The sequence below is a fragment of the Nocardiopsis listeri NBRC 13360 genome (assembly GCF_001570765.1).
GTDB lineage: Bacteria > Actinomycetota > Actinomycetes > Streptosporangiales > Streptosporangiaceae > Nocardiopsis > Nocardiopsis listeri.
The window spans coordinates 25,653-44,661 of the sequence record NZ_BCSH01000007.1 but is presented as its reverse complement, the minus strand read 5'-3'; the positions used below and the strand labels follow the sequence as shown (position 1 = coordinate 44,661).

Sequence of the window (19,009 nt, the reverse complement as noted above, 5' to 3'; positions counted from 1 at the left end):
ATTTGCACCTCACGTCAACGTCAGGTTCTAGGGTAACGGCGATCGAACGAACACCTCGTCGAGAACCATCAAGGTAAGGCGGACATCATGCGCGCAGCACGCTTCCACGAATACGGCGGAGTGGAGAACCTGGTGATCGAGCAGGCCCCCGACCCCCACCCTGGACCCGGTGAGATCCGTGTCCGTGTCGCGGCGGCCAGTGTCAACCCCATCGACTGGAAGCTGCGCACCGGGGCCCTGCGCGAGATGCTTCCCCTGGAGCCGCCCGCCATTCCCGGACGCGACGCCGCCGGTGTGGTCGACGAGATCGGTGACGGAGTGCGAGAGGTGAGCATCGGCGACCGCGTCTTCGGGCTGGGCGGTATCACCGGGGCGAGCGCCGAGCTGGTCATCCTCTCTGCTTGGGCACACACCCCCGCCAACTGGACCGATGAGCAGGCCGCCGGAGCCGCTCTGGCCTCCGTGACCGCGATGCGTGGACTGAACGCGCTCGGACCCCTCACGGGGCGCACCCTTCTCATCGAGGGCGCCGCCGGAGGCGTGGGCAGCGCGGGGGTCGAGATCGCCGCGGCACGAGGCGCCACCGTGATCGGGACGGCGAGCGAACGCAACCACGAGTTCCTCACCTCCCTGGGCGCCGTTCCCACCACCTATGGCCCCGGCCTCGCGCAACGTCTCACCGCTCTCGCCCCGCACGGCGTCGACATCGCGCTCGACACCGCGGCCTCCGGCTCGCTGGAGGACATCGTCGCGATCACGGGCGACCCGACTCGCGTCGCCACGGTCGCCGACCACGCGGGCGGGCAACGTCTGGGCACACACGTGGTCAACGCCGAGAACGACTCCGATCTCCTGTCCGAGGCCGCGGAACTGGGCCGGCAAGGCCACTACACACCCAGCATCGAACAGACCTACCCCTTGAAGGCGATCGCCGACGCCCACGCGCACGCCGAGCGCGGACGTACACGCGGAAAGATCGTCATCCTCATCTGAGGGGCACGGCCCGGGCGAGCCGGGGCGGCGAGACCGTCCGGGCTCAGGCGCGCAGGAACTCCAGCACCGGTTCGGTCTGGTCCAGGACGGCGTGACCCACACCGGGTAGCACCCGCACACGGGCGTTCGGCACCAGGGCGCGCATGCGGCGGGCGGTACCGGCCGAATCGAACATCCGGTCCCGCTCGCCCACGATCACGAACACCGGCATGTTCAGGGCACCTAGCGCCTGGGGGGTGAAAATCGGTAGTTGCTCGGTGCGAGGCCGGAACCCGGCGAAGTTGTCCAGCACCGCTTCGAGCACCGCCCGGTCCGCAGGATCGTCCAGTCCCGTCAGGTAGCGGGTGGCGCTCACCCGGCCATACCGACCGAACAACATCAGTAGCCCGGCTCCCAGGATCCGCCACCGGCGCTGGGCGCCCACTCCCCCGGGGCAGACCAACACCAGCCGCGAAACACGTCCCGGGCGACGGATCGCGTAGTCCAACGCCGTCCACCCACCCAGCGACATCCCCGCCAGGGCCACGCGTTCCAGGCCCAGCCCGGACAGCACGTCGTCGAGCCACAACGCGCTCGACTCCGTGGTCAGGTCCGGGCGGGAGGGGGCGCTCAGCCCGGGTTCGCCGACCAGGTCCACCGCATGCACCCGAAAGTGCTCCGACCAGAGCGCGATGTCCGCGCGCCAGGTGGTGGCGTTGGCCCCCGACCCGTGCAGCAGCACCAGTGGCGGCGCCTGTTCGGGGCCGGTGACCAGGACGAAGGTCTCGCCCTCCCGTGTGGGCAGGTGGCACCGCTCGGCCGGTATCGGCCACCGCTCCAGTTCCCGTTCGTAGCGGTCCCGGATCCTTCGGGCCGTCTCTTCGTTGCGGTAGATCGTCTCCACTCGGACTCCCCTGTTCATCCTGAAACGACCCTAACCCTCCCTGAATAAAGAAGTAAAGGGAGCAATAAGGAATGTCAGATGCATAGATTGACCTCAACCATTGTTGAGGTTCTACGGTTCAGGGGAGCCCGGACCCACGATCGATCGGTGAACCCATGAGCATGGAAATGGCCGCGTGGAACTCCATCTACCACGCCATGCACGCCAAGGAGGACCAACGGCCCTTCTCCCTGCCCGTCCTACGCAGGATCGCCGGCTTCGCCCGCCCCCATACCCGACCCCTCATCTGGTTCCTGGTCCTGAGCGTGGTCACCGCGGCCCTGGCCGTGGCCACACCACTACTGGCCGGACTCGTGGTCAACGCCATCATCGACGGCGGCGCCCTGCGCCCCGTCCTGCTCCTGGCCGGCCTCATCGCCGCCGTGGCCGTCGCCGAGGCGATCCTGGCCCTGATCGTGCGTTGGCTCTCCTCCCGCGTGGGCGAAGGACTCATCCTGGACCTGCGCACCACCGTCTACGACCACGTCCAACGCATGCCGGTCGCCTTCTTCACCCGCACCCGTACCGGCGCCCTGGTCAGCCGCCTCAACAACGACGTCATCGGAGCCCAACGCGCCTTCAGCGACGTGCTCTCCGGGGTGATGAGCAACCTGGTCACCCTCATCCTGGCCCTGGCCGTGATGATCACCCTGTCCTGGCAGATCACCCTGCTGTCGCTGCTGTTGCTGCCCGTCTTCGTCATCCCCGCCCGCCGCATGGGCGCACGCCTGGCCCGGATCGAACGCGAACGCGCCCTGCACAACTCCGCCATGGGCACCCAGATGACCGAACGCTTCTCCGCGCCCGGCGCCACCCTGGTCAAGCTCTTCGGGCGACCCGCAGAGGAGTCCGCGGAGTTCGCCCGCCGGGCCTCACGGGTTCGCGACATCGGCGTGCGCACCGCCATGGTCCAGGAGGTCTTCTTCACCGCCCTGACCCTGGTCTCGGCCATCGCCCTGGCCCTGGTCTACGGACTGGGCGGCTTCTACGCGCTCAGCGGTCGTCTGGACGCCGGAACCGTGGTGTCCATGGGCATGCTCCTGACCCGCCTGTACGCACCCCTCACCGCACTGGCCGGCGCACGCGTGGAGGTCATGAGCGCCCTGGTCAGCTTCAGCCGTGTCTTCGAGGTACTCGATCTCAAGCCGCTGGTGGACGAAAAGCCCGACGCCCACCCCCTGCCGGCCGGCCCGGTGTCACTGGAGTTCGACGACGTCACCTTCGCCTACCCCACCGCCGACAAGGTCTCCCTGGCCTCCCTGGAGGAGGTCGCCACCTTGGATCCGGCCGATCACGGGCCCGTCCTGCACGGGGTGTCCTTCCACGTCGAACCCGGTCAGACCGTGGCACTGGTCGGCTCCTCCGGCGCGGGCAAGTCCACCATCGCCCAACTCACCCCACGCCTGTACGACGTGGACGCCGGTTCGGTACGCCTGGGAGACACCGACGTACGCGACCTGACCTTCGACTCCATCCGCGCCACCTTGGGCATGGTCACCCAGGACGGGCACCTGTTCCACGAGTCCATCCGCCTCAACCTCACCCTGGGCGCACCGCAGGCCACCGAGGAACAGGTCTGGGACGCGCTGCGCCGCGCACGACTGGACACCCTCGTCGCCGCCCTGCCCGACGGTCTGGACACGGTGGTGGGCGAGCGCGGATACCGCTTCTCCGGCGGTGAACGCCAACGCCTGACCATCGCCCGACTACTGCTGACCGACCCGGAGATCGTCATCCTCGACGAGGCCACCTCGGCGCTGGACTCCACCTCCGAGGCCGCGGTCCAGGCCGCCCTGAGCGAGGCCCTGCGGGGACGCACCGCCCTGGTGATCGCCCACCGGCTGTCCACCATCCGTGCCGCCGACGCGATCCTGGTGGTGGAGGGCGGCCGGATCGCGGAACGGGGAACCCACACCGAACTGCTCGCCCGCGGTGGTCGCTACAACGAGCTGTACCGCACCCAGTTCGCCCAGGAACCCGCCTCCGCCGATGGCGGCGACCCCGTGCACGTGGCGGGCTGAGCCCCGCCGCCTCCGACCCCGTCCCCCGGTGGCGCCACACCGGGGGACGGATCACCCTTTTCACAGCGGTTTGATCACCCTGGCGGGGTTGCCGACGGCGACCACGTTGGCGGGCAGATCCTTGGTGACCACCGCTCCGGCGCCCACCACGGTGTTGTCGCCGATGGTCACACCGGGGCAGACGATCACGCCGCCGCCCAACCACACGTTCTCACCGATGGTGATGGGCTCGGCGGACTCCCAACCGGCCTTGCGCTCGGCGGGATCGAGAGGGTGGGTGGGGGTGAGCAGTTGGACGTTGGGACCCATCTGGGTGTGGGCGCCGATCCGGATCGGCGCCACGTCCAGCATCATCGCGCCGAAGTTGACGAACACCCCCTCGCCCAGGGTGATGCGGTGGCCGTAGTCCACGTACAGGGGCGGGCGCACGGCGGCGTTCTCACCCACTTCGCCGAGCAGGTCGGCCAACGCCTGGGCGCGCCCCTCGTGGTCGTCGGAGGCGGTGGCGTTGAAGACGTCCATGAGCTTGTGGCACCGGACGGCCTCGGCCGCCAACTCGGCGTCGACCCGGTAGGGCTCACCTGCGAGCATTCGTTCCTTGGCGCTGGTCACAGCGGTCCTTTCCCTGGCTGGAAAACTCCGTCGAGCCTAACGCCACGCTCTGCGACAATGCCCACCATGCGAGCCCCCACCCCCACGGTCCTGGTGAGCGGAGCCACCGGTGGAATCGGTACCGCCCTGGTCGACGAACTCCTGCGCCGCGAACGCCATGTGGCGGCGCTGGGCCGCGACCCGGACCGTCTGGCCGACCTGGCCCGGACCCGGCCGGGGGTGCGGACCGTCCACGCCGACCTCGAACATCCCCAGAGCCTGCCCCGGGCATTGGGACCACTACTCGGCGAGGTCGGGGAGCTGTCGGCCTTCGTGCACTGCGCGGGGCTCTCCCCGGTGGCGACGGTGGCCGACTCCCCCGCCGCCCTGTGGCACCGGGTGCTGTCGGTCAACCTGATCGCGGCCGCCGAACTCACCCGCCTGCTACTGCCCGCGCTGCGCGCCGCCAAGGGCCATGTGGTCCTGGTCAACGCCGCCCCCGGTCTGCAAGGGGTGCCGCGCTGGTCGGCCTTCACCGCGAGCAAGGCGGGGCTGAGCGAGCTGGCCGACGCGTTGCGCGCCGAGGAGGCCGAACACGGAGTACGGGTCACCGGGATCCACCCCGGGGGGACACCGCCACCGAAACCCTGCGGCGGGTGCGCGCGGACTTCGATCGGTCCTACGACCCCCAGGACTGCATCCGGCCCACCACCCTTGCCCGCGCGATCGTGGACGTGCTGGAGCTGCCTCGCGACGCGACCATCACCGAGCTGCACCTGCGCCCGGGCCCCTGAACCGGAGCAGGGCCGCTCCCCTCCGCTCCGGGCGGATGGGAACGGCACCTCCCGTCATGTCGTGCTCACAGCACCCGATCGACCCCCGGAATCGCCCGCACACCGGCGGCCAACGCCCAGGTCAGCGGCACGCTCAACGCGGCCAGGCCGACGAACTTGACCACCGCCGGGGCCTGCCAGCCGCCCAGCGCCATGGCCACCAACACCAACACCACCGCGTGCAGCACGTACACCGCGAAGGCGTTCTCACCCAGGAACCGCCACACATGGTTGTCCCGGGCCAGGAACCGACGGAAGAAGACCAGCAGCGCCAGCACCAAACCCACCGAGAACAGGTTCTCCGCCACCAGATGCACCAAGGACGCACCGGTGCCCGGGGCAGCGGTCACGAACATGATCGTGACGGGCAGTGCCACCATCGCGGCGATCCCGCCGACCACCCCGGCCCGGTCCGGCAACCGGTGCAACCAGTCACCTCGGTAGGCGAGCGCGCCCACGATGAACATGGCCACGTACTGGGGCAGGTAACCGGGGCTGGGCAACCCCACCACCGGCCAGTACGGCGCGGGGAAGGCCCACCGCCAGGCGAAGGTGACCAGGGCCAGTCCCACCGCGAACACCAGAACCGGAACCAGCCAGCGCACCGGCCCCCGCTCCCGAACCCGTGCCACGACCGGGGCGGGCTGGGAACGACGCTCACGCACACCGCGCACCAGCACATAGACCAGGCTCATCACCAACAGCACCTCCACGAACCACATCGGGCCCGGGTCGATGGTGAGCAGGTACAGCAGCCACAGCGGAAGGTCGGGTTCGGCGGCCAACACCTGTGCGAACGCCGGGATCATGGCCAAGGGCCGCAACAAAACCAGGAACAGCAGCAGGGGAACACCCAACCGGACCAGGCGTTCGCGCGTGAACCCGCGCCGCCCGCGCCGATCGATCGAACCCGGCACGAAGTACCCGGCGATGAGGAAGAACATCCCCATGAAGAACGTCTGGTTGAAGAGCACGAACAGGTCCAGCGCCACCCCGGAGGGGTCTTGGGCCGGCTCGGTCAGGTACCACACCGGGATGTTGCCGTAGGTGATGGCCGCGTGGTGCAACACGACCAGGACCGTCAAGACCACCCTGAGGTGGTCGACGTAGAACAGTCGGGGGCGGGCCGGTCGGTCGGCCGCCTCGGTGGTGGATGGGCTGATGTTCTGTGTCATGGGGACCTCGTCACTATGGTGTGACGGTCATGGGGCTCGAATCGCACGGACCAGGAGTTCGCCCAGTTCGTCGGCGTGTGCGAGCAGGTCGTGGTCGGGGTGTGTCCGCCAGTACTCGAACATGGCGTCGATGGTCGCCTGCTGGCTGACCGCCATCACCCGCACGTCGAAGTCGCGGAACTCCCCGCTGCGCTGCCCGGCTCGGTAGAGCTCTTCCATGGGCTGGTAGATCGCCTCGGGTTGGGACCCATCGAAGCGGGGGGCGCCCTGGGCGTCACGGAAGTGCCGGAAGATCTGGGACAGTGCCGTCATGCGCTCGCGATGGGCCAGCGCGTACTCGGCCACGCCGCGCACGTGGGTGCGCAGCGCACGTTCCATGTTCTGCTCGGCCAGGACCCGGGGCGCGACCTCCTCCCCGATCTGGGTGTAGACGCTTATCACCACCTGGTCCATCAGCTCGTCCTTGCCGTCGAAGTGGTAGGAGATGACGCCTTTGCTCACCTGCGCCGTCCGTGCGATCCGAGCCAGGGAGGCGTTCGGGTAACCGACCTCGGCGATGGTGCGCACCGCCGCGTCGATGATCTGTGCCCTGCGGGCCCTCTCGATGAAGGACCGCTTCTGACCGCCTGGCTCGTTTTTTGACCGCATGGCCAGAATCCTACCCGGGCGGCCGGAAAACCATCGGGGATGGCCCTGATCCCCTCCCTGAAGCGGACCCTCGCCCCCGGCTCGGGCAGGAGCCACGGATCTCGGGGTCCGCCGACGCCACCAGGTGCTCTCCGGGTGGAGGATGGGGATCATGACCCCACCCGCACCGGCCCGCCTTCGGTCCGTGCTCGCCTTCGTCGCCCTCGGCGGGGCCTTGGGCGCGCTGACCCGCCACGGCCTGGACACCCTGTGGCCGCCCGCCGCCTCGGGGGTCTCCTGGACGATCCTGGCCGTCAACGTCACCGGCAGCCTGCTCATCGGCCTGCTGATGGAACTGATCGCGCACGGGTGGCCCCACAACCCCTACGTGCGCCCGTTCTGGGGTGTGGGCTTCCTGGGCGGATACACCACTTTCTCCGCCTACGCCGCGGACGTGGTCACCGCCCTGGATCGAGGCGCCCCGCAGGTGGCGCTGGCCTACCTCTCCTTGACACTGGTCGGCGCGCTCACCGCGGCCTGGGCCGCCTCCGCGCTGGCCCACCGACTCCTCACCCACGACACCGGGAGGAACCCGTGAGCGCCCTGATGGTGGCCTTGGGCGCGGCCGTGGGCGCCCCCACGCGTTTCCTGGTGGACCTGACCCTCCAACACCGCCTGGGTCGGGCCTTCCCTTGGGGCACGCTGGGGGTGAACGTGGTCGGCAGCCTCATCCTGGGTTCACTGCTGGCCCTGCCCCTGCCTTCCGAGGCACTGGCACTCCTGGGCACCGGGTTCTGCGGGGCGTTGACCACCTACTCCACCTTCGCCCACGAGACCGTGCGGCTGGCGCGCACCGGCGCCCGGAGGCGCGCGTTGGTCTTCGTCGCGGCACACCTGTTCCTGGGCATCGGCGCCGCCTGGCTCGGCCTGGGCCTGACCACACTCCTGAAGGGCTGAGGGGACCACTATCGTGACCGGCATGCCCCTCCTCGACCGCATGGCCCGGTTCAACGCGCGCCACCCGTGGAGCCACAACGACTGGTACGGGCCCTGGGTGGTGCGCCGAGTGGTGGCCTCAAGGGCCACCCGTGTCCTGGACGTGGGGTGCGGCACCGGCAACCTGATCGAGCGACTGCGCCAGCGGGTCCCCGAGGTCAGCGGCCTGGAACCCGACCCCGACACCGCCGCGCTCGCCCGTGAACGCTTCGCGCGCACCCCGGGCGTGACCATCGCCCAGGCCGGATGGGAGCGGCGCGACCCCACCACCCGGTGGGAGGCCATCACCCTCGTGGCGGTCCTGCACCACCTGCCCCTGGAACAGACCCTTCCCCAGCTTCGGAGGGCCCTGGCGCCGGGAGGTCGTCTGGTGGTGGTCGGCCACCACCGCGAACAGGGCGTCGCCGACCTGATCACCGGTCTGGTATCGGTGGTGCTCAACCCGCTGGTCGGCCTGTTCAAGCATCCCGAGGTGGCCACCGCCGCGCCACCGCACATGCGCGCGCCCACCGCCGAACCGTCGCACACACTGGCCCGGGTCCGGGCCGCGGCCGCCCGGCACCTGCCCGGGGCGCGCGTCCACCGCGGCCTGTTCTGGCGGCACACCCTGGTCTACGACCGCCCCCGCTGACCAAGCGGTGGCGCCGACCCTCCCGGGAAGGCACGGGTCCGCCCCGGAGACCATGGTTCTCGGGGACGGGCCCGTCCGTCACCCGACCGCTAACGTTCCAGGTAGTCGCGCAGGTGGCGGGCGGTCAGGGTCTGGCCCTGCTCCACCAACCGCTCCGGAGAACCCTCGAACACGACCCGTCCACCATGGTGCCCGGCGCCCGGGCCCAGGTCGATGATGTGGTCGGCGTGCGCCATGACCGCCTGGTGGTGTTCGATCACCACCACCGTGTTGCCGTCCTGGACCAGCCGGTCCAGTAGCGCCAGCAACCGGTCCACGTCGGCCAGGTGCAGCCCTGTGGTGGGCTCGTCCAGCACGTACACCGCCCCTTGCTTGGCCATGGAGATCGCCAGTTTCAGCCGCTGGCGCTCACCGCCCGACAGGGTGGTCAGCGGCTGCCCCAGACCCAGATAGCCCAGCCCGACGTCGTGCAGCCGGCCCAGGATGGTTCGGGCGTTACCGGAGGTGAAGAACTCACGTGCGGTCTCCACCGACATGGCCAGGACCTGGCTGATGTCCTTGCCGCGCAACGTGTACTGGAGCACCTCGTCCTTGAACCGGCGCCCCTGACACTTCTCGCAGGTGGAGGCCACCCCGGCCATCATCGCCAGGTCGGTGTAGATGACCCCGGCGCCCTTGCACTCGGGGCAGGCCCCCTCGGAGTTGGCGCTGAACAGCGATGCCTTGACCTGGTTGGCCCGGGCGAAGGCGCTGCGGATGGGGTCGAGCAGCCCGGTGTAGGTGGCGGGGTTGGAGCGGCGCGATCCACGAATGGCCGACTGGTCGACCACCACCACACCCTCACGTCCGGGCAGGTTGCTGTGGATGAGCGAACTCTTTCCCGAACCGGCCACCCCGGTGACCACGGTGAGCACACCCAGGGGCACGTCCACGGACACATCCCGCAGGTTGTGGGTGTTCGCGCCACGGATGGGCAGGTGCCCGGTGGCGGTGCGCACCTCGTCCTTGAGACGAATCCGGTGGTCCAGGTGGCGACCGGTGAGGGTGTCCGAGGCGCGCAGCCCGGCCACGTCACCGGTGTAGGTCACCGCGCCACCGTGCGGACCGGCGCCCGGGCCCAGATCCACCACGTGGTCGGCGATGGCGATGGTCTCGGGTTTGTGTTCGACCACCAGCACCGTGTTGCCCTTGTCGCGCAGGCCCAGGAGCAGGTTGTTCATCCGCTCGATGTCGTGCGGGTGCAGTCCCACGGTGGGTTCGTCGAAGACGTAGGTGATGTCGCTCAGGCTGGAACCCAGGTGGCGGACCATCTTGACCCGTTGGGCCTCACCGCCGGACAGGGTGCCCGACTCCCGGTCCAGGCTCAGGTAGCCGAGCCCTACCTCCACCAGGGAGTCCAGGGTGTGGGCCAGGGTGTCCACCAACGGTTTGACGGACGCGTCGTCGATGGTGCGTACGAACGCGGCCAGGTCGTCGATCTGCATCGAGGCGCACTCGGTGATGGTGTGCCCGGCCACCTTGACCTCGCGGGCGGCGGCGTTGAGTCTGGTGCCGGCGCACTCGGGGCAGGTGGAGGTGGCCACGGCCCGTTCCACGAAGGTGCGCAGGGCCGGCTGCATCTTGTCGCGGTCCTTGGCCAGGTAGGTCCGCTTGATCTTGGGGACCAGGCCCTCGTAGGAGAAGGAGTTCTTACCGACCTTGACCTTGGTCAGGGGCTCGTACAGGAAGGTGTTCCATTCCTGGTCGCCGTAGTCGTCCAGGCGTTTGTCGGCGTCCAGCAACCCCGAGTGCACGAACACCTGCCAGTACCAGCTGTCCACCGTGTAACCGGGGACGGTGATGGCGCCCTCGTTCAGGGACAGTTTCCGGTCGTAGAGCTCTTCCAGGTCGATCTGGTCGGTGCGCCCCAGCCCCTCACATTCGAGGCACATGCCCTCGGCGTTGTTGAAGCTGAACACGCTGGAGGGTTCCAGGCGCGGGGTGCCCGCCCGGCTGTAGACGATGCGCAGCATGGCGTGGGCGTCGGTGGCCGTTCCCACGGTCGAGCGTGAGTTGGCGCCCATGCGTTCCTGGTCGACGATGATGGCCGCGCTGAGGTTGCGCAGCGAGTCCACGTCGGGTCGGCCGGTGCTGGGCATGAACGATTGCAGGAAAGCCGTGTAGGTCTCGTTGATGAGCCGCTGGGACTCGGCGGCGATGGTGCCGAAGACCAGCGAGGACTTGCCCGAACCGGACAGTCCGGTGAAGACGCTCAGTCTCCTCTTGGGGATGTCCACCGAGACGTTGTCGAGGTTGTTCTCCCTGGCCCCACGGACCTGGATGGTGTCGTGGGTGTCGGCCGGTGTGGTCGCTTCGTTGGTCAAGCTGCTCCCCTGGTGCCCGTGTTCCATCGATGCCTTATGCGCTAAACTGACAGTCGGAGCACATTAGTTTATCCGCTAAGGAGATGCAAGTGGTGGTCTACGCCGGCCAGGGCGACCCGCGCCGTTCCATGGCACTGCTGTGGCGCGAACACGAGCAGGGCGAGCGCACCGCCCCCGGCCCCAAACCGGAACTGAACGTGGACCTGGTCGTGCACACCGCCATCGACATCGCCGACGTCCTAGGGCTGCAGGCGCTGTCCATGCGCGCGGTGGGCGAGCGACTGGGCCGCACCGCCATGTCGCTCTACACCTACGTGGCCAGCAAGAACGAGCTCATCGACCTGATGTACGACCAGGCCTTCGCCGAGCTGGCCGATGAGGTCGAGCAGGAGTCCGACGCCTCCCGGGACCAAGGTTGGCGAGAGCGCACCCGGGCCTGGGCGGGCCTGCTGTGGGACTTCTACCTGCGCCACCCCTGGACCCTGGAGATCTCCCAGGCGCGCCCCGTCCTGGGTCCCAACGAGTACCGACTCTTCGAATCGCTGGCCACGCTGTTGCACACGGCCGGAATGGCGCCCAAGACCATCAGCAGCACCTTCGGAAGCCTGCTCAACCTGGTCCGCGGCATGGTCCGCACCGCCGCCGAGGCCCGCCAGTCCCAAGCGGTGACCGGGGTACCCGAGGACGAGTGGTGGTACGCCCGCTCCGAACAACTGGAGGAGTTGGTGCCCGACTTCGCCGAGCGCTTCCCGACCCTGACGCTGATGACCACTCAGGGCGCCTTCGACAACGAGGACTCCACCGAGCCCTATCTGGAACGGGAGGCCTGGGAGACACTCCAGTTCGGGCTGGAGACCTTGTTGGACGGCATCCAGCGTCACATCGACGCCGCCTGAGGGGTCGCGCCGGGGCCTCAGGAGCGGGTCAGATCCAGCCCAGCAGGAACAACACCAGCAGGGTCAGAGCGGCCGAGACCAGCAGGGACCCCACACAACCCCAACGGCTGTTGTAGAAAAAGAACACGTGCACCCTCCCTTCCGCGACGCCGGACAGGTCACGTTCGTTGGAAGTCTGCCCCATCCACGCAAGGTCCACCCCATGAGCACGTACCCGACCGTCACACCCTTGACCCCGGAACTGATCCGCGGCGCCCTGGAGATCGAACGCACCGACCGCGGCCTGCTCCCCCACCGGCTGCCCGCCCCGGCCCGCGCCCGCAACACCGACCCCCAACTGGCCATGGCCGAGTCCCAACCCTCCGGGGTGCACCTGGCGATGCGCACCCGCGCCACCGTGATCGAGTTGGACGCCATCCCCACCAAACGCCACTACGCGGGCGCACCACCCCGCCCGGACGGGATCTACGACCTGCGCGTGGACGGTGAACTCACCGCACAGGGCACCATCAGTGGAGGCGACGTCCTGCGGATCGACGTGAACACCGGGACGTTCACCCCCGTTCGAGGCGACCCCGGTACCGTGCGCTTCGAAGGCCTGGAAGAGCGCCTCAAGGACGTGCGGATCTGGTTGCCGCACGACGAGACCACCGAACTGGTGGCTTTGCGCACCGACGCCCCCGTCGAACCCCTCGCCGTTTCCGGGGGCCGGGTGTGGCTGCACCACGGCAGCTCGATCAGCCATGGCTCCAACGCCACCAACCCCACCGCCATCTGGCCGGCGATCGCCGCCGACCAAGGCGCGGCGGACCTGGTCAACCTGGGGCTGGGCGGCAGCGCCCTGCTGGACTCCTTCACCGCCTCGGCCATGCGCGAGGTTCCGGCCGACCTGGTCAGCGTCAAGATCGGCATCAACCTGGCCAACGCCGACCTGATGCGGATGCGCGCGCTGGGCCCGGCCGTGCACGGGTTCCTCGACACCCTGCGCCAGGGCCACCCTGACACTCCGCTGCTGGTGGTCTCCCCGCTGTATTGCCCCATGCACGAACACACCCCGGGGCCGGGGGCGATGGACATGGATGCCCTCAAGGAGGGCCGGGTCGCCTTCAAGGCCACCGGAGATCCGAGCGACCCCACCCGGCTCACCCTCACCAACATCCGTCGGGAATTGGAACGGGTCGTGGCCCAACGCGCCGCACACGATGCGAACCTGCACTACCTGGACGGACGCGAGCTGTACGGGAAGGCAGACTTCGCCGAACTGCCCCTGCCCGACGGCCTGCACCCCGACACCCCAGCCCACCGGAGGATCGGTACACGGTTCGCCGAGCGCGTCTTCGCCCCGGGTGGGCCCTTCGCCCCCTGAGTTGCCGTCGGCGCACCGTGGCTCAGGCGGGGCGGGCGAAGGTGATGATCTCCGGGCTGGCGGGTGTGAGCGGGGTGCGGTCCCAGTACCCGTACTGGGCGCTCACACTCAGTCCGGCCTCGGCCAGGAAGGCGTTCAGACGCTCGGCGTCCAGGAAACGCAGGGTGCTGCGGGCAACCTCCGGTTCGGCCCACCCCTGGACGCTGTAGTCGGAGGTGAAGGTGACCAGGTCGCCCTCCACCTCGCGCAGCCGGTGCACACAGGTCGCCTTGAGTCCGCCGGGACCGTCCACCGTGCGCACACGCTCGGGACTCCAAGCATCCCAACCGCGCACGGCCGGGTTGCGGGTCTCGAACACGAACCGGCCATCCTCGGACAGCACGCTGCGCACGGCGGCCAGGTTGGCGCGCACCTCCTCGTCGGTGGTGAACACCTGGAAGGCGTGACCGGACATGATCACCAGGTCGAACGTGCCCTCCCCCAACGGCTCGCTCTCCCCGTCGTAGGGGCCCGCGACCAGGTCGCCCAGGGTCCACTCGATGTCATCCCGGTCCCGGCGGCCGACCTCCAGCATCGCCTCGGCCGGGTCCAATCCCACCAGGCGGCCGGTGTGCCCACGCTCCCGGGCCACTCGTTGGATCTTGCCGGTCCCGCATCCCACGTCCAGTACGGAGCGGGCGTTCAGCACGAGATCGAGGTAGAAGTCGTCCTGTGGGGAGACCCGCCAGTGGTTGAAGTGGTCATAGAGCTCGGCCAGGTCCGGGTGGGAGAAGTGTCGATCGACCATGGGGCCATTGTGGTGGTGCGATCCCCGGTGACCAACGGGTTTTCCGTCCCGAACCCCCTGCTCTGGCGCGGCCATGCGAACGGGCGGCACCACCACCTGCGGTGGTGCCGCCGACTCGCAGGGTCGTTGGGTCTCATCATGCCGCCCTGGAGTGGGTGGTCCTGGTCACCGGGCATGGTGGGCGCTCCTTGGCGTCGGGCCGACTCACGGCGGGTTACGCGGCCACCCGTGGTTCATCGCGGGGCCCGGGCACGGTCACGTTATCGGCTCTTTGCACCGGTGTCCCGGCCTGCGAGGATGTGGGTGGGGCCCGAGTGAGTGGTGTGACGCAATGGGGTGCTCAGGATGGGTATACCCAGGGGCGTCGACCCTGTGCGGGGACACTGTACGAGGGTGTCGTGACCGGCCCTGGGCGTGCCTGGAGGCGGGGCCGAAGGAGTCGGTGCGTCCTTCGAGCCAGGCCAGAGGGGTATGTTCATATCAAGGTAATACACTGGAAGCATAGGGGGCGGTTACCGCCTGTATGGGCCCTTTGAGGCGGTATCCCACCTAGATTTCGATGGATGAAGAGGTTCCCGGTACAACGGCGTGCGGGGCGCCCGTTCCAATGTTGAGAAGGGAACGTACTCGCATGCCGTTTTCCCATGGTGCCCGGGAGGACCACCACCCGGGTGTCCGTAGTGCCTTCGAGCACGTGGCACGCCGCAACCCCGACGAGCCGGAGTTCCAGCAGGCGGTGTTGGAGGTGCTGGAGTGTCTGTCTCCGGCGCTGTCCATGTACCCGCGCTATGCCACCGAGCGTGTCCTGGAGCGCCTGTGCGAGCCCGAGCGTCAGATCATCTTCCGCGTACCCTGGCGCGATGACCAGGGCCGCATCCACGTCAACCGGGGTTTCCGGGTGGAGTTCAACAGCGCCCTTGGCCCCTACAAGGGCGGTCTGCGCTTCCACCCCAGTGTGAACCTGGGCGTGGTCAAGTTCCTGGGCTTCGAGCAGATCTTCAAGAACGCTCTGACCGGCATGGGCATCGGCGGCGGCAAGGGCGGCAGCGACTTCGACCCCAAGGGTCGCTCCGACAACGAGATCGAGCGGTTCTGCCAGTCGTTCATGACCGAACTGCACCGTCACCTGGGCGAGTACACCGACATCCCCGCCGGTGACATCGGTGTGGGTGCCCGTGAGATCGGCTACATGTTCGGGCAGTACCGGCGGCTGAGCAACCGCTGGGAGGCCGGGGTCATCACCGGCAAGGGTATGGACTGGGGCGGCTCGGCCGTGCGTACCGAGGCCACGGGGTACGGGACGGTCATGTTCACCCAGCGCATGCTGGAGCGCAACGGGCGCGGGTTGGACGGACTCAAGGTGGTGGTGTCCGGTTCGGGCAACGTCGCCATCTACGCGGTGGAAAAGGCCCAGCAGTTGGGCGCGACCGTGGTGGCCTGCTCGGACTCGGCCGGCTACGTGGTCGATGAGGCCGGGCTGGACCTTGATCTGCTCAAGCAGATCAAGGAGGTCGACCGTGAGCGCATCAGCGTCTACGCCGACCGTCGCCCGGGTGCCAAGTACGTGGAGGGCGGCAGTGTGTGGGACGTGCCCTGCCACGTGGCCCTGCCGTGCGCCACCCAGAACGAGTTGGACGCCACCGCCGCCAAGACGCTGGTGAACAACGGTGTGCTGGCGGTGTCGGAGGGCGCGAACATGCCCACCACGCCTGAGGCGGTGCAGGTATTTCGTGAGGCGAAGGTGTTCTTCGCCCCGGGTAAGGCGGCCAACGCCGGTGGTGTGGCCACCAGTGTGCTGGAGATGCGTCAGAACGCGCGCCGTACCTCGTGGTCCTTCGACCACGCCGAGTCGGAGCTGGCCGAGACCATGGCCGGGATCCACGACCGGTGTGAGGAGGCCGCCGAGCGGCACGGCGCCAAGGGCGACTACGTGTTGGGCGCCAACCTGGCCGGGTTCGAGATGGTCGCCGACGCGATGCTGGCCCAGGGCCTCATCTAGCGTTCGGTTTGTCGTGAAAGCCCCGTGGGCCCTGATGGGCCTGCGGGGCTTTTTGTCGATTTGCTCCGCTCTTGTCGGATCGCGGAAGGTTTCCCTTTTGCGGGAAACGGGTGTTTTTTGGGTGCGAAAAATCGATGGGGAGGAGTTTTTCAGGGAAAAGCCCCGCGTGCCTTGCGAGGGTGTGCCAAAGTTCTTCACGTCGAGGTCGTACGAACTGGTGTTCGTACGATACTCCTCGGCTATCCGTACATGAGTTGGCACACCCGAAAAAGAGTTCGGGGCCGCCCTGGTGTTAGCAGCACCGGTGGGCAGCCCCTGACCGATCCCTGCCACAAGCAGGGATGCGGCTCACCGACTCCTCAGACGCAGGAAGGCGGTGCGTGTTGAAGTGTAACTTCTCCCGCCCCCACTCACAGGCGCTTACGCGAAACCTCTTCACCTTCGCTCCGGTCGGGGGTGAACGATGAAGGTCATACGCAGCAAAATCAGGTCGAACTACACCCGGATTCCCAATGCGCTGATCCGGGACGAGCGCTTGAGCCCCCTGGCAAAAATGATCTTGATCGGCGCGTTGTCCAACACCGACGCCTTCAACGCCGATGTGACCGCCGAGGGTCTGTGGCGCAGGGCCCGTCGGGCGCGGGGAGATCGCGCCCAGGGTCGCGAGGCTTACCTGAGGGCCTTCAACGAACTCGCCGATTACGCCTACCTGTTCCGAGAGAAGAAGCGTCGTGGCCGGCGTCTGGTCACGGAGGTGACCGCCTACGACACCCCACAGCTCGGACTTGACGATTTTGGACAGTCACCCGATCGACAGTCGGACAGCGGTGGGTCAACTACTAGAAGGGAACACCGGACAAGCAACAGGGGAGAAGGGGGTCCGTCCGAGTTTGAAACCTCTACCGCCCCAGAGTCGCCCGAAAAGACCACCTCGCCTGAAAAGCTCGAAAAACGCAACGATGGGCTGTGGGATCTGTTGGCGCGTATCCCCGACCGGTCGCTGCTGCGCCCTCAGACGGACCGGTCGGCTCTGCAACGTAGGGCGGAGCGGCTACTGAAGGCCGGGCTGCCACTGGAGCAGGTGCGTGTGCTCTTGTCCGGGATAGGCGACCTGGGTCGCCCCTTCGGAGCCCTGATGCGACGCATGGGGAACCTGAGCAGCGCGCAGGCGTTCCTGGACGGGCATTTGGGGCGAGGAGTGCACCGGCCCTGGAACACGGGCGTGGACTGGGGCGTTGCGCCCGAGCCTTGGCCCGACTCCGGCCAAGGCCAGGACGATAGCGACCTGTTCGATCGGCCCTCGGAGTTCATACTCGACGCTCTGGGCAAGGCCGACAAAACCTGTCCCGAGCACCCGGGGGTACGCAACCACCCCGGTGGGCGCTGCCTGCTGTGTCAGGGGCCCTGCCGCGACGTTCCAGGCGAGATCGTGCACCCCCAAGCGCCGCCTCCCATCGAGGCCCCCGCTGAGGGGCGAGGGGCGCTGAAGGGGTTGATCCCCTCGCCACGCTCGGGCCAAGATCCTCTTCCACCGACTGCCGACCCCGACCAGGGCGAACTGGATCCGAAGCTGTTGGAGCGGATGGGCGCCTCGATGCGGCGCGGTGGGCGCTCCTTCGAGGAAGGGGGACCCAGGGCCGCCCCGGGTACAGCGCCCGGGCAAGGCCACGACGTGGCCCGCACAGGCGCGTCCCTGGCACGAATGCAGCTGGCTCAAGCCTTGGGGCTCGGTCCGGGGGACCTGCCCGGTGCACCCGATCCGACTCGGGTGGGTGCACCGGGTGTGCTCACCAGCGCTCGTGCACCTGGGGGCGGATGAGCTCGTCGTAGACCTCGCGCACCCGCTGATGGGTCGTTGCGTCCAACGGCGGCAGCTGTGCGGCGGCGGCGTTACCGCGGGCCTGGTCGGCGTTGCGGGCCCCGGGGATCACGGTGCTCACCCCTTCCTGGTCCAGGATCCAGCGCAACGCGAACTGTGCCATGGTGGCGCCGTCGGGTACCAGGGGGCGCAGGCGTTCCACGGCCGCCAGACCGGTGGCGAAGTCGACGCCGGAGAAGGTCTCGCCCTGGTCGAAGGCCTGGCCTTGACGGTTGAAGTTGCGGTGGTCGTCCTCTCCGAAGCTGCTGGTGGGGGTGTACCCGCCGGTGAGCAGGCCGCTGGCCAGCGGGACGCGGGCGATCACGCCCACCCCGGCGGCCTTGGCGGCGGGCAGGACCTTCTCCAACGGCTTGAGTCGGAAGGCATTGAGGATGATCTGCACGCTGGCCACGCCCGGGCGGGCGATGGCGGCCAGGGCCTGCTCGCAGGTCTCCACCGACACCCCGTAGGCGCGCATGCGGCCCTCGGTGACCATGGCGTCCAGGTCGTCGAAGACCTGGTCGGAGTCGATAACGGCGCTGGGCGGGCAGTGCAGCTGCACCAGGTCGATGGTGTCCACGCCCAGGTTGCGGCGCGAGTCGTCGTTCCAGGCGCGGAAGTTGCCGGGGTTGTAGTGGGCGGTCTCTTGGGCCATGCGTCGGCCCATCTTGGTCGCCACCCTCAGGTGGGGGTGCTCCTGGAGCAATCGGCCCACCAGGCGCTCGCTACGCCCATCGCCATAGACGTCGGCGGTGTCGATGAAGGTGACACCCTCCTGCACGGCCGTTCGCAGGGCGTCCATGGCATCGGTTTCGCTGACCTGGCCCCAGGCGTCACCGATCTGCCAGGCGCCGAAACCCACGACGCCGACAGGGCCGAGGGGGCCGAGTTCTCTTGTCTTCATGAATGATGATCCTATTGGGCCATCGGTAGCGCTCCCACAGGGTCTTT

General features: G+C 68.5%; 18 protein-coding genes. 10 read left to right on the top strand and 8 right to left on the bottom strand.

All coding sequences use genetic code 11. From position 1 onward, the window contains the following. The first annotated feature begins 87 nt into the window (after window positions 1-87). A complete protein-coding gene (locus tag NLI01S_RS02745) occupies window positions 88-993 on the top strand; it encodes an NADP-dependent oxidoreductase (protein WP_067598587.1) in 906 nt (301 codons plus the stop codon). Between the two features lie 43 nt (window positions 994-1,036). Here the strand turns inward: NLI01S_RS02745 and NLI01S_RS02740 are convergent, their stop codons facing one another. Continuing rightward, entirely contained in the window at window positions 1,037-1,876 is an 840-nt protein-coding gene (locus tag NLI01S_RS02740) for an alpha/beta fold hydrolase (RefSeq protein ID WP_157090927.1), read from the bottom strand. 155 nt (window positions 1,877-2,031) lie between these two features. On the opposite strand from NLI01S_RS02740, the gene NLI01S_RS02735 reads away from it, so the two are divergent. Then, on the top strand, window positions 2,032-3,936 hold the full coding sequence (locus NLI01S_RS02735; RefSeq protein WP_067598581.1) for an ABC transporter ATP-binding protein: 1,905 nt from the start codon (window positions 2,032-2,034) through the stop codon (window positions 3,934-3,936). 60 nt (window positions 3,937-3,996) lie between these two features. On the opposite strand, the gene NLI01S_RS02730 is transcribed toward NLI01S_RS02735, so the two are convergent. Next, window positions 3,997-4,527 carry a sugar O-acetyltransferase gene (locus NLI01S_RS02730; RefSeq protein WP_067598917.1) on the bottom strand — a complete coding sequence of 177 codons (531 nt, stop codon included), beginning with the start codon at window positions 4,525-4,527 and terminating at the stop codon, window positions 3,997-3,999. 87 nt (window positions 4,528-4,614) lie between these two features. Here NLI01S_RS02730 and NLI01S_RS02725 point away from each other — a divergent pair, with 87 nt between their 5' ends. Continuing rightward, window positions 4,615-5,481, top strand: a complete 867-nt coding sequence (locus NLI01S_RS02725; protein WP_307600324.1) for an SDR family NAD(P)-dependent oxidoreductase — start codon at window positions 4,615-4,617, stop codon at window positions 5,479-5,481. Here NLI01S_RS02725 and NLI01S_RS02720 read toward each other — a convergent pair. Beyond that, complete coding sequence (locus NLI01S_RS02720; protein WP_067598578.1) at window positions 5,387-6,535, bottom strand: acyltransferase family protein; 1,149 nt, start codon at window positions 6,533-6,535, stop codon at window positions 5,387-5,389. The two genes, NLI01S_RS02725 and NLI01S_RS02720, sit on opposite strands and share 95 nt — an antisense overlap. Window positions 6,536-6,562: 27 nt before the next feature. Beyond that, on the bottom strand, window positions 6,563-7,183 hold the full coding sequence (locus NLI01S_RS02715; RefSeq protein ID WP_067598575.1) for a TetR/AcrR family transcriptional regulator: 621 nt from the start codon (window positions 7,181-7,183) through the stop codon (window positions 6,563-6,565). A 151-nt stretch (window positions 7,184-7,334) separates the two neighbouring features. Here NLI01S_RS02715 and NLI01S_RS02710 point away from each other — a divergent pair, with 151 nt between their 5' ends. The 3 genes from NLI01S_RS02710 to NLI01S_RS02700 are packed head-to-tail and all read left to right on the top strand — an operon-like array spanning window position 7,335 to window position 8,789. Further along, a complete protein-coding gene (locus NLI01S_RS02710) occupies window positions 7,335-7,760 on the top strand; it encodes a fluoride efflux transporter FluC (protein ID WP_067598913.1) in 426 nt (141 codons plus the stop codon). Next, window positions 7,757-8,119 carry a fluoride efflux transporter FluC gene (locus tag NLI01S_RS02705; protein ID WP_067598571.1) on the top strand — a complete coding sequence of 121 codons (363 nt, stop codon included), beginning with the start codon at window positions 7,757-7,759 and terminating at the stop codon, window positions 8,117-8,119. The genes NLI01S_RS02710 and NLI01S_RS02705 overlap by 4 nt, the downstream gene beginning before the upstream one ends. Window positions 8,120-8,141: 22 nt before the next feature. Beyond that, window positions 8,142-8,789 (top strand): class I SAM-dependent methyltransferase, encoded by a 648-nt coding sequence (locus NLI01S_RS02700; RefSeq protein WP_067598910.1) that lies wholly within the window; start codon window positions 8,142-8,144, stop codon window positions 8,787-8,789. An 89-nt stretch (window positions 8,790-8,878) separates the two neighbouring features. Here the strand turns inward: NLI01S_RS02700 and NLI01S_RS02695 are convergent, their stop codons facing one another. Then, the gene (locus tag NLI01S_RS02695) at window positions 8,879-11,179 is read right to left on the bottom strand and encodes an ATP-binding cassette domain-containing protein (protein WP_067598568.1); all 2,301 of its coding nucleotides are present in this window, start codon (window positions 11,177-11,179) and stop codon (window positions 8,879-8,881) included. A gap of 62 nt (window positions 11,180-11,241) precedes the next feature. Between NLI01S_RS02695 and NLI01S_RS02690 the strand changes: the two genes are divergently transcribed. Then, window positions 11,242-12,048, top strand: a complete 807-nt coding sequence (locus NLI01S_RS02690; RefSeq protein ID WP_067598565.1) for a TetR/AcrR family transcriptional regulator — start codon at window positions 11,242-11,244, stop codon at window positions 12,046-12,048. 28 nt (window positions 12,049-12,076) lie between these two features. Here the strand turns inward: NLI01S_RS02690 and NLI01S_RS25540 are convergent, their stop codons facing one another. Further along, window positions 12,077-12,232 carry a hypothetical protein gene (locus tag NLI01S_RS25540; protein WP_157090926.1) on the bottom strand — a complete coding sequence of 52 codons (156 nt, stop codon included), beginning with the start codon at window positions 12,230-12,232 and terminating at the stop codon, window positions 12,077-12,079. A gap of 18 nt (window positions 12,233-12,250) precedes the next feature. Here NLI01S_RS25540 and NLI01S_RS02685 point away from each other — a divergent pair, with 18 nt between their 5' ends. Next, entirely contained in the window at window positions 12,251-13,414 is a 1,164-nt protein-coding gene (locus NLI01S_RS02685; protein ID WP_067598562.1) for a GDSL-type esterase/lipase family protein, read from the top strand. A 22-nt stretch (window positions 13,415-13,436) separates the two neighbouring features. On the opposite strand, the gene NLI01S_RS02680 is transcribed toward NLI01S_RS02685, so the two are convergent. Beyond that, window positions 13,437-14,201, bottom strand: a complete 765-nt coding sequence (locus NLI01S_RS02680; RefSeq protein ID WP_067598560.1) for a class I SAM-dependent DNA methyltransferase — start codon at window positions 14,199-14,201, stop codon at window positions 13,437-13,439. A gap of 631 nt (window positions 14,202-14,832) precedes the next feature. Between NLI01S_RS02680 and gdhA the strand changes: the two genes are divergently transcribed. Both gdhA and NLI01S_RS25535 read left to right on the top strand, forming a co-directional pair. After that, a complete protein-coding gene (gene gdhA, locus NLI01S_RS02675; protein WP_067598557.1) occupies window positions 14,833-16,200 on the top strand; it encodes an NADP-specific glutamate dehydrogenase in 1,368 nt (455 codons plus the stop codon). Window positions 16,201-16,753: 553 nt separating this feature from the next. Further along, window positions 16,754-18,019, top strand: coding sequence for a hypothetical protein (locus NLI01S_RS25535; RefSeq protein ID WP_157090925.1), 1,266 nt, complete (start codon window positions 16,754-16,756; stop codon window positions 18,017-18,019). Here the strand turns inward: NLI01S_RS25535 and NLI01S_RS02665 are convergent. Further along, window positions 17,988-18,962 (bottom strand): aldo/keto reductase, encoded by a 975-nt coding sequence (locus NLI01S_RS02665; protein WP_067598547.1) that lies wholly within the window; start codon window positions 18,960-18,962, stop codon window positions 17,988-17,990. The two genes, NLI01S_RS25535 and NLI01S_RS02665, sit on opposite strands and share 32 nt — an antisense overlap. Window positions 18,963-19,009 lie beyond the last annotated feature (47 nt).

Excerpts from the sequence above, each read along its gene's own strand:
- NLI01S_RS02735 (WP_067598581.1), top strand. The coding sequence starts at position 2,032 with ATGAGCATGGAAATGGCCGCGTGGAACTCCATCTACCACGCCATGCAC.
- NLI01S_RS02720 (WP_067598578.1), bottom strand. The coding sequence starts at position 6,535 with ATGACACAGAACATCAGCCCATCCACCACCGAGGCGGCCGACCGACCG.
- NLI01S_RS02715 (WP_067598575.1), bottom strand. The coding sequence starts at position 7,183 with ATGCGGTCAAAAAACGAGCCAGGCGGTCAGAAGCGGTCCTTCATCGAG.
- NLI01S_RS25540 (WP_157090926.1), bottom strand. The coding sequence starts at position 12,232 with ATGGGGCAGACTTCCAACGAACGTGACCTGTCCGGCGTCGCGGAAGGG.
- NLI01S_RS02745 (WP_067598587.1), top strand. The coding sequence starts at position 88 with ATGCGCGCAGCACGCTTCCACGAATACGGCGGAGTGGAGAACCTGGTG.
- NLI01S_RS02725 (WP_307600324.1), top strand. The coding sequence starts at position 4,615 with ATGCGAGCCCCCACCCCCACGGTCCTGGTGAGCGGAGCCACCGGTGGA.
- gdhA (WP_067598557.1), top strand. The coding sequence starts at position 14,833 with ATGCCGTTTTCCCATGGTGCCCGGGAGGACCACCACCCGGGTGTCCGT.
- NLI01S_RS02685 (WP_067598562.1), top strand. The coding sequence starts at position 12,251 with ATGAGCACGTACCCGACCGTCACACCCTTGACCCCGGAACTGATCCGC.
- NLI01S_RS02710 (WP_067598913.1), top strand. The coding sequence starts at position 7,335 with ATGACCCCACCCGCACCGGCCCGCCTTCGGTCCGTGCTCGCCTTCGTC.
- NLI01S_RS02730 (WP_067598917.1), bottom strand. The coding sequence starts at position 4,527 with ATGCTCGCAGGTGAGCCCTACCGGGTCGACGCCGAGTTGGCGGCCGAG.
- NLI01S_RS25535 (WP_157090925.1), top strand. The coding sequence starts at position 16,754 with ATGATCTTGATCGGCGCGTTGTCCAACACCGACGCCTTCAACGCCGAT.
- NLI01S_RS02680 (WP_067598560.1), bottom strand. The coding sequence starts at position 14,201 with ATGGTCGATCGACACTTCTCCCACCCGGACCTGGCCGAGCTCTATGAC.
- NLI01S_RS02700 (WP_067598910.1), top strand. The coding sequence starts at position 8,142 with ATGCCCCTCCTCGACCGCATGGCCCGGTTCAACGCGCGCCACCCGTGG.
- NLI01S_RS02695 (WP_067598568.1), bottom strand. The coding sequence starts at position 11,179 with ATGGAACACGGGCACCAGGGGAGCAGCTTGACCAACGAAGCGACCACA.
- NLI01S_RS02665 (WP_067598547.1), bottom strand. The coding sequence starts at position 18,962 with ATGAAGACAAGAGAACTCGGCCCCCTCGGCCCTGTCGGCGTCGTGGGT.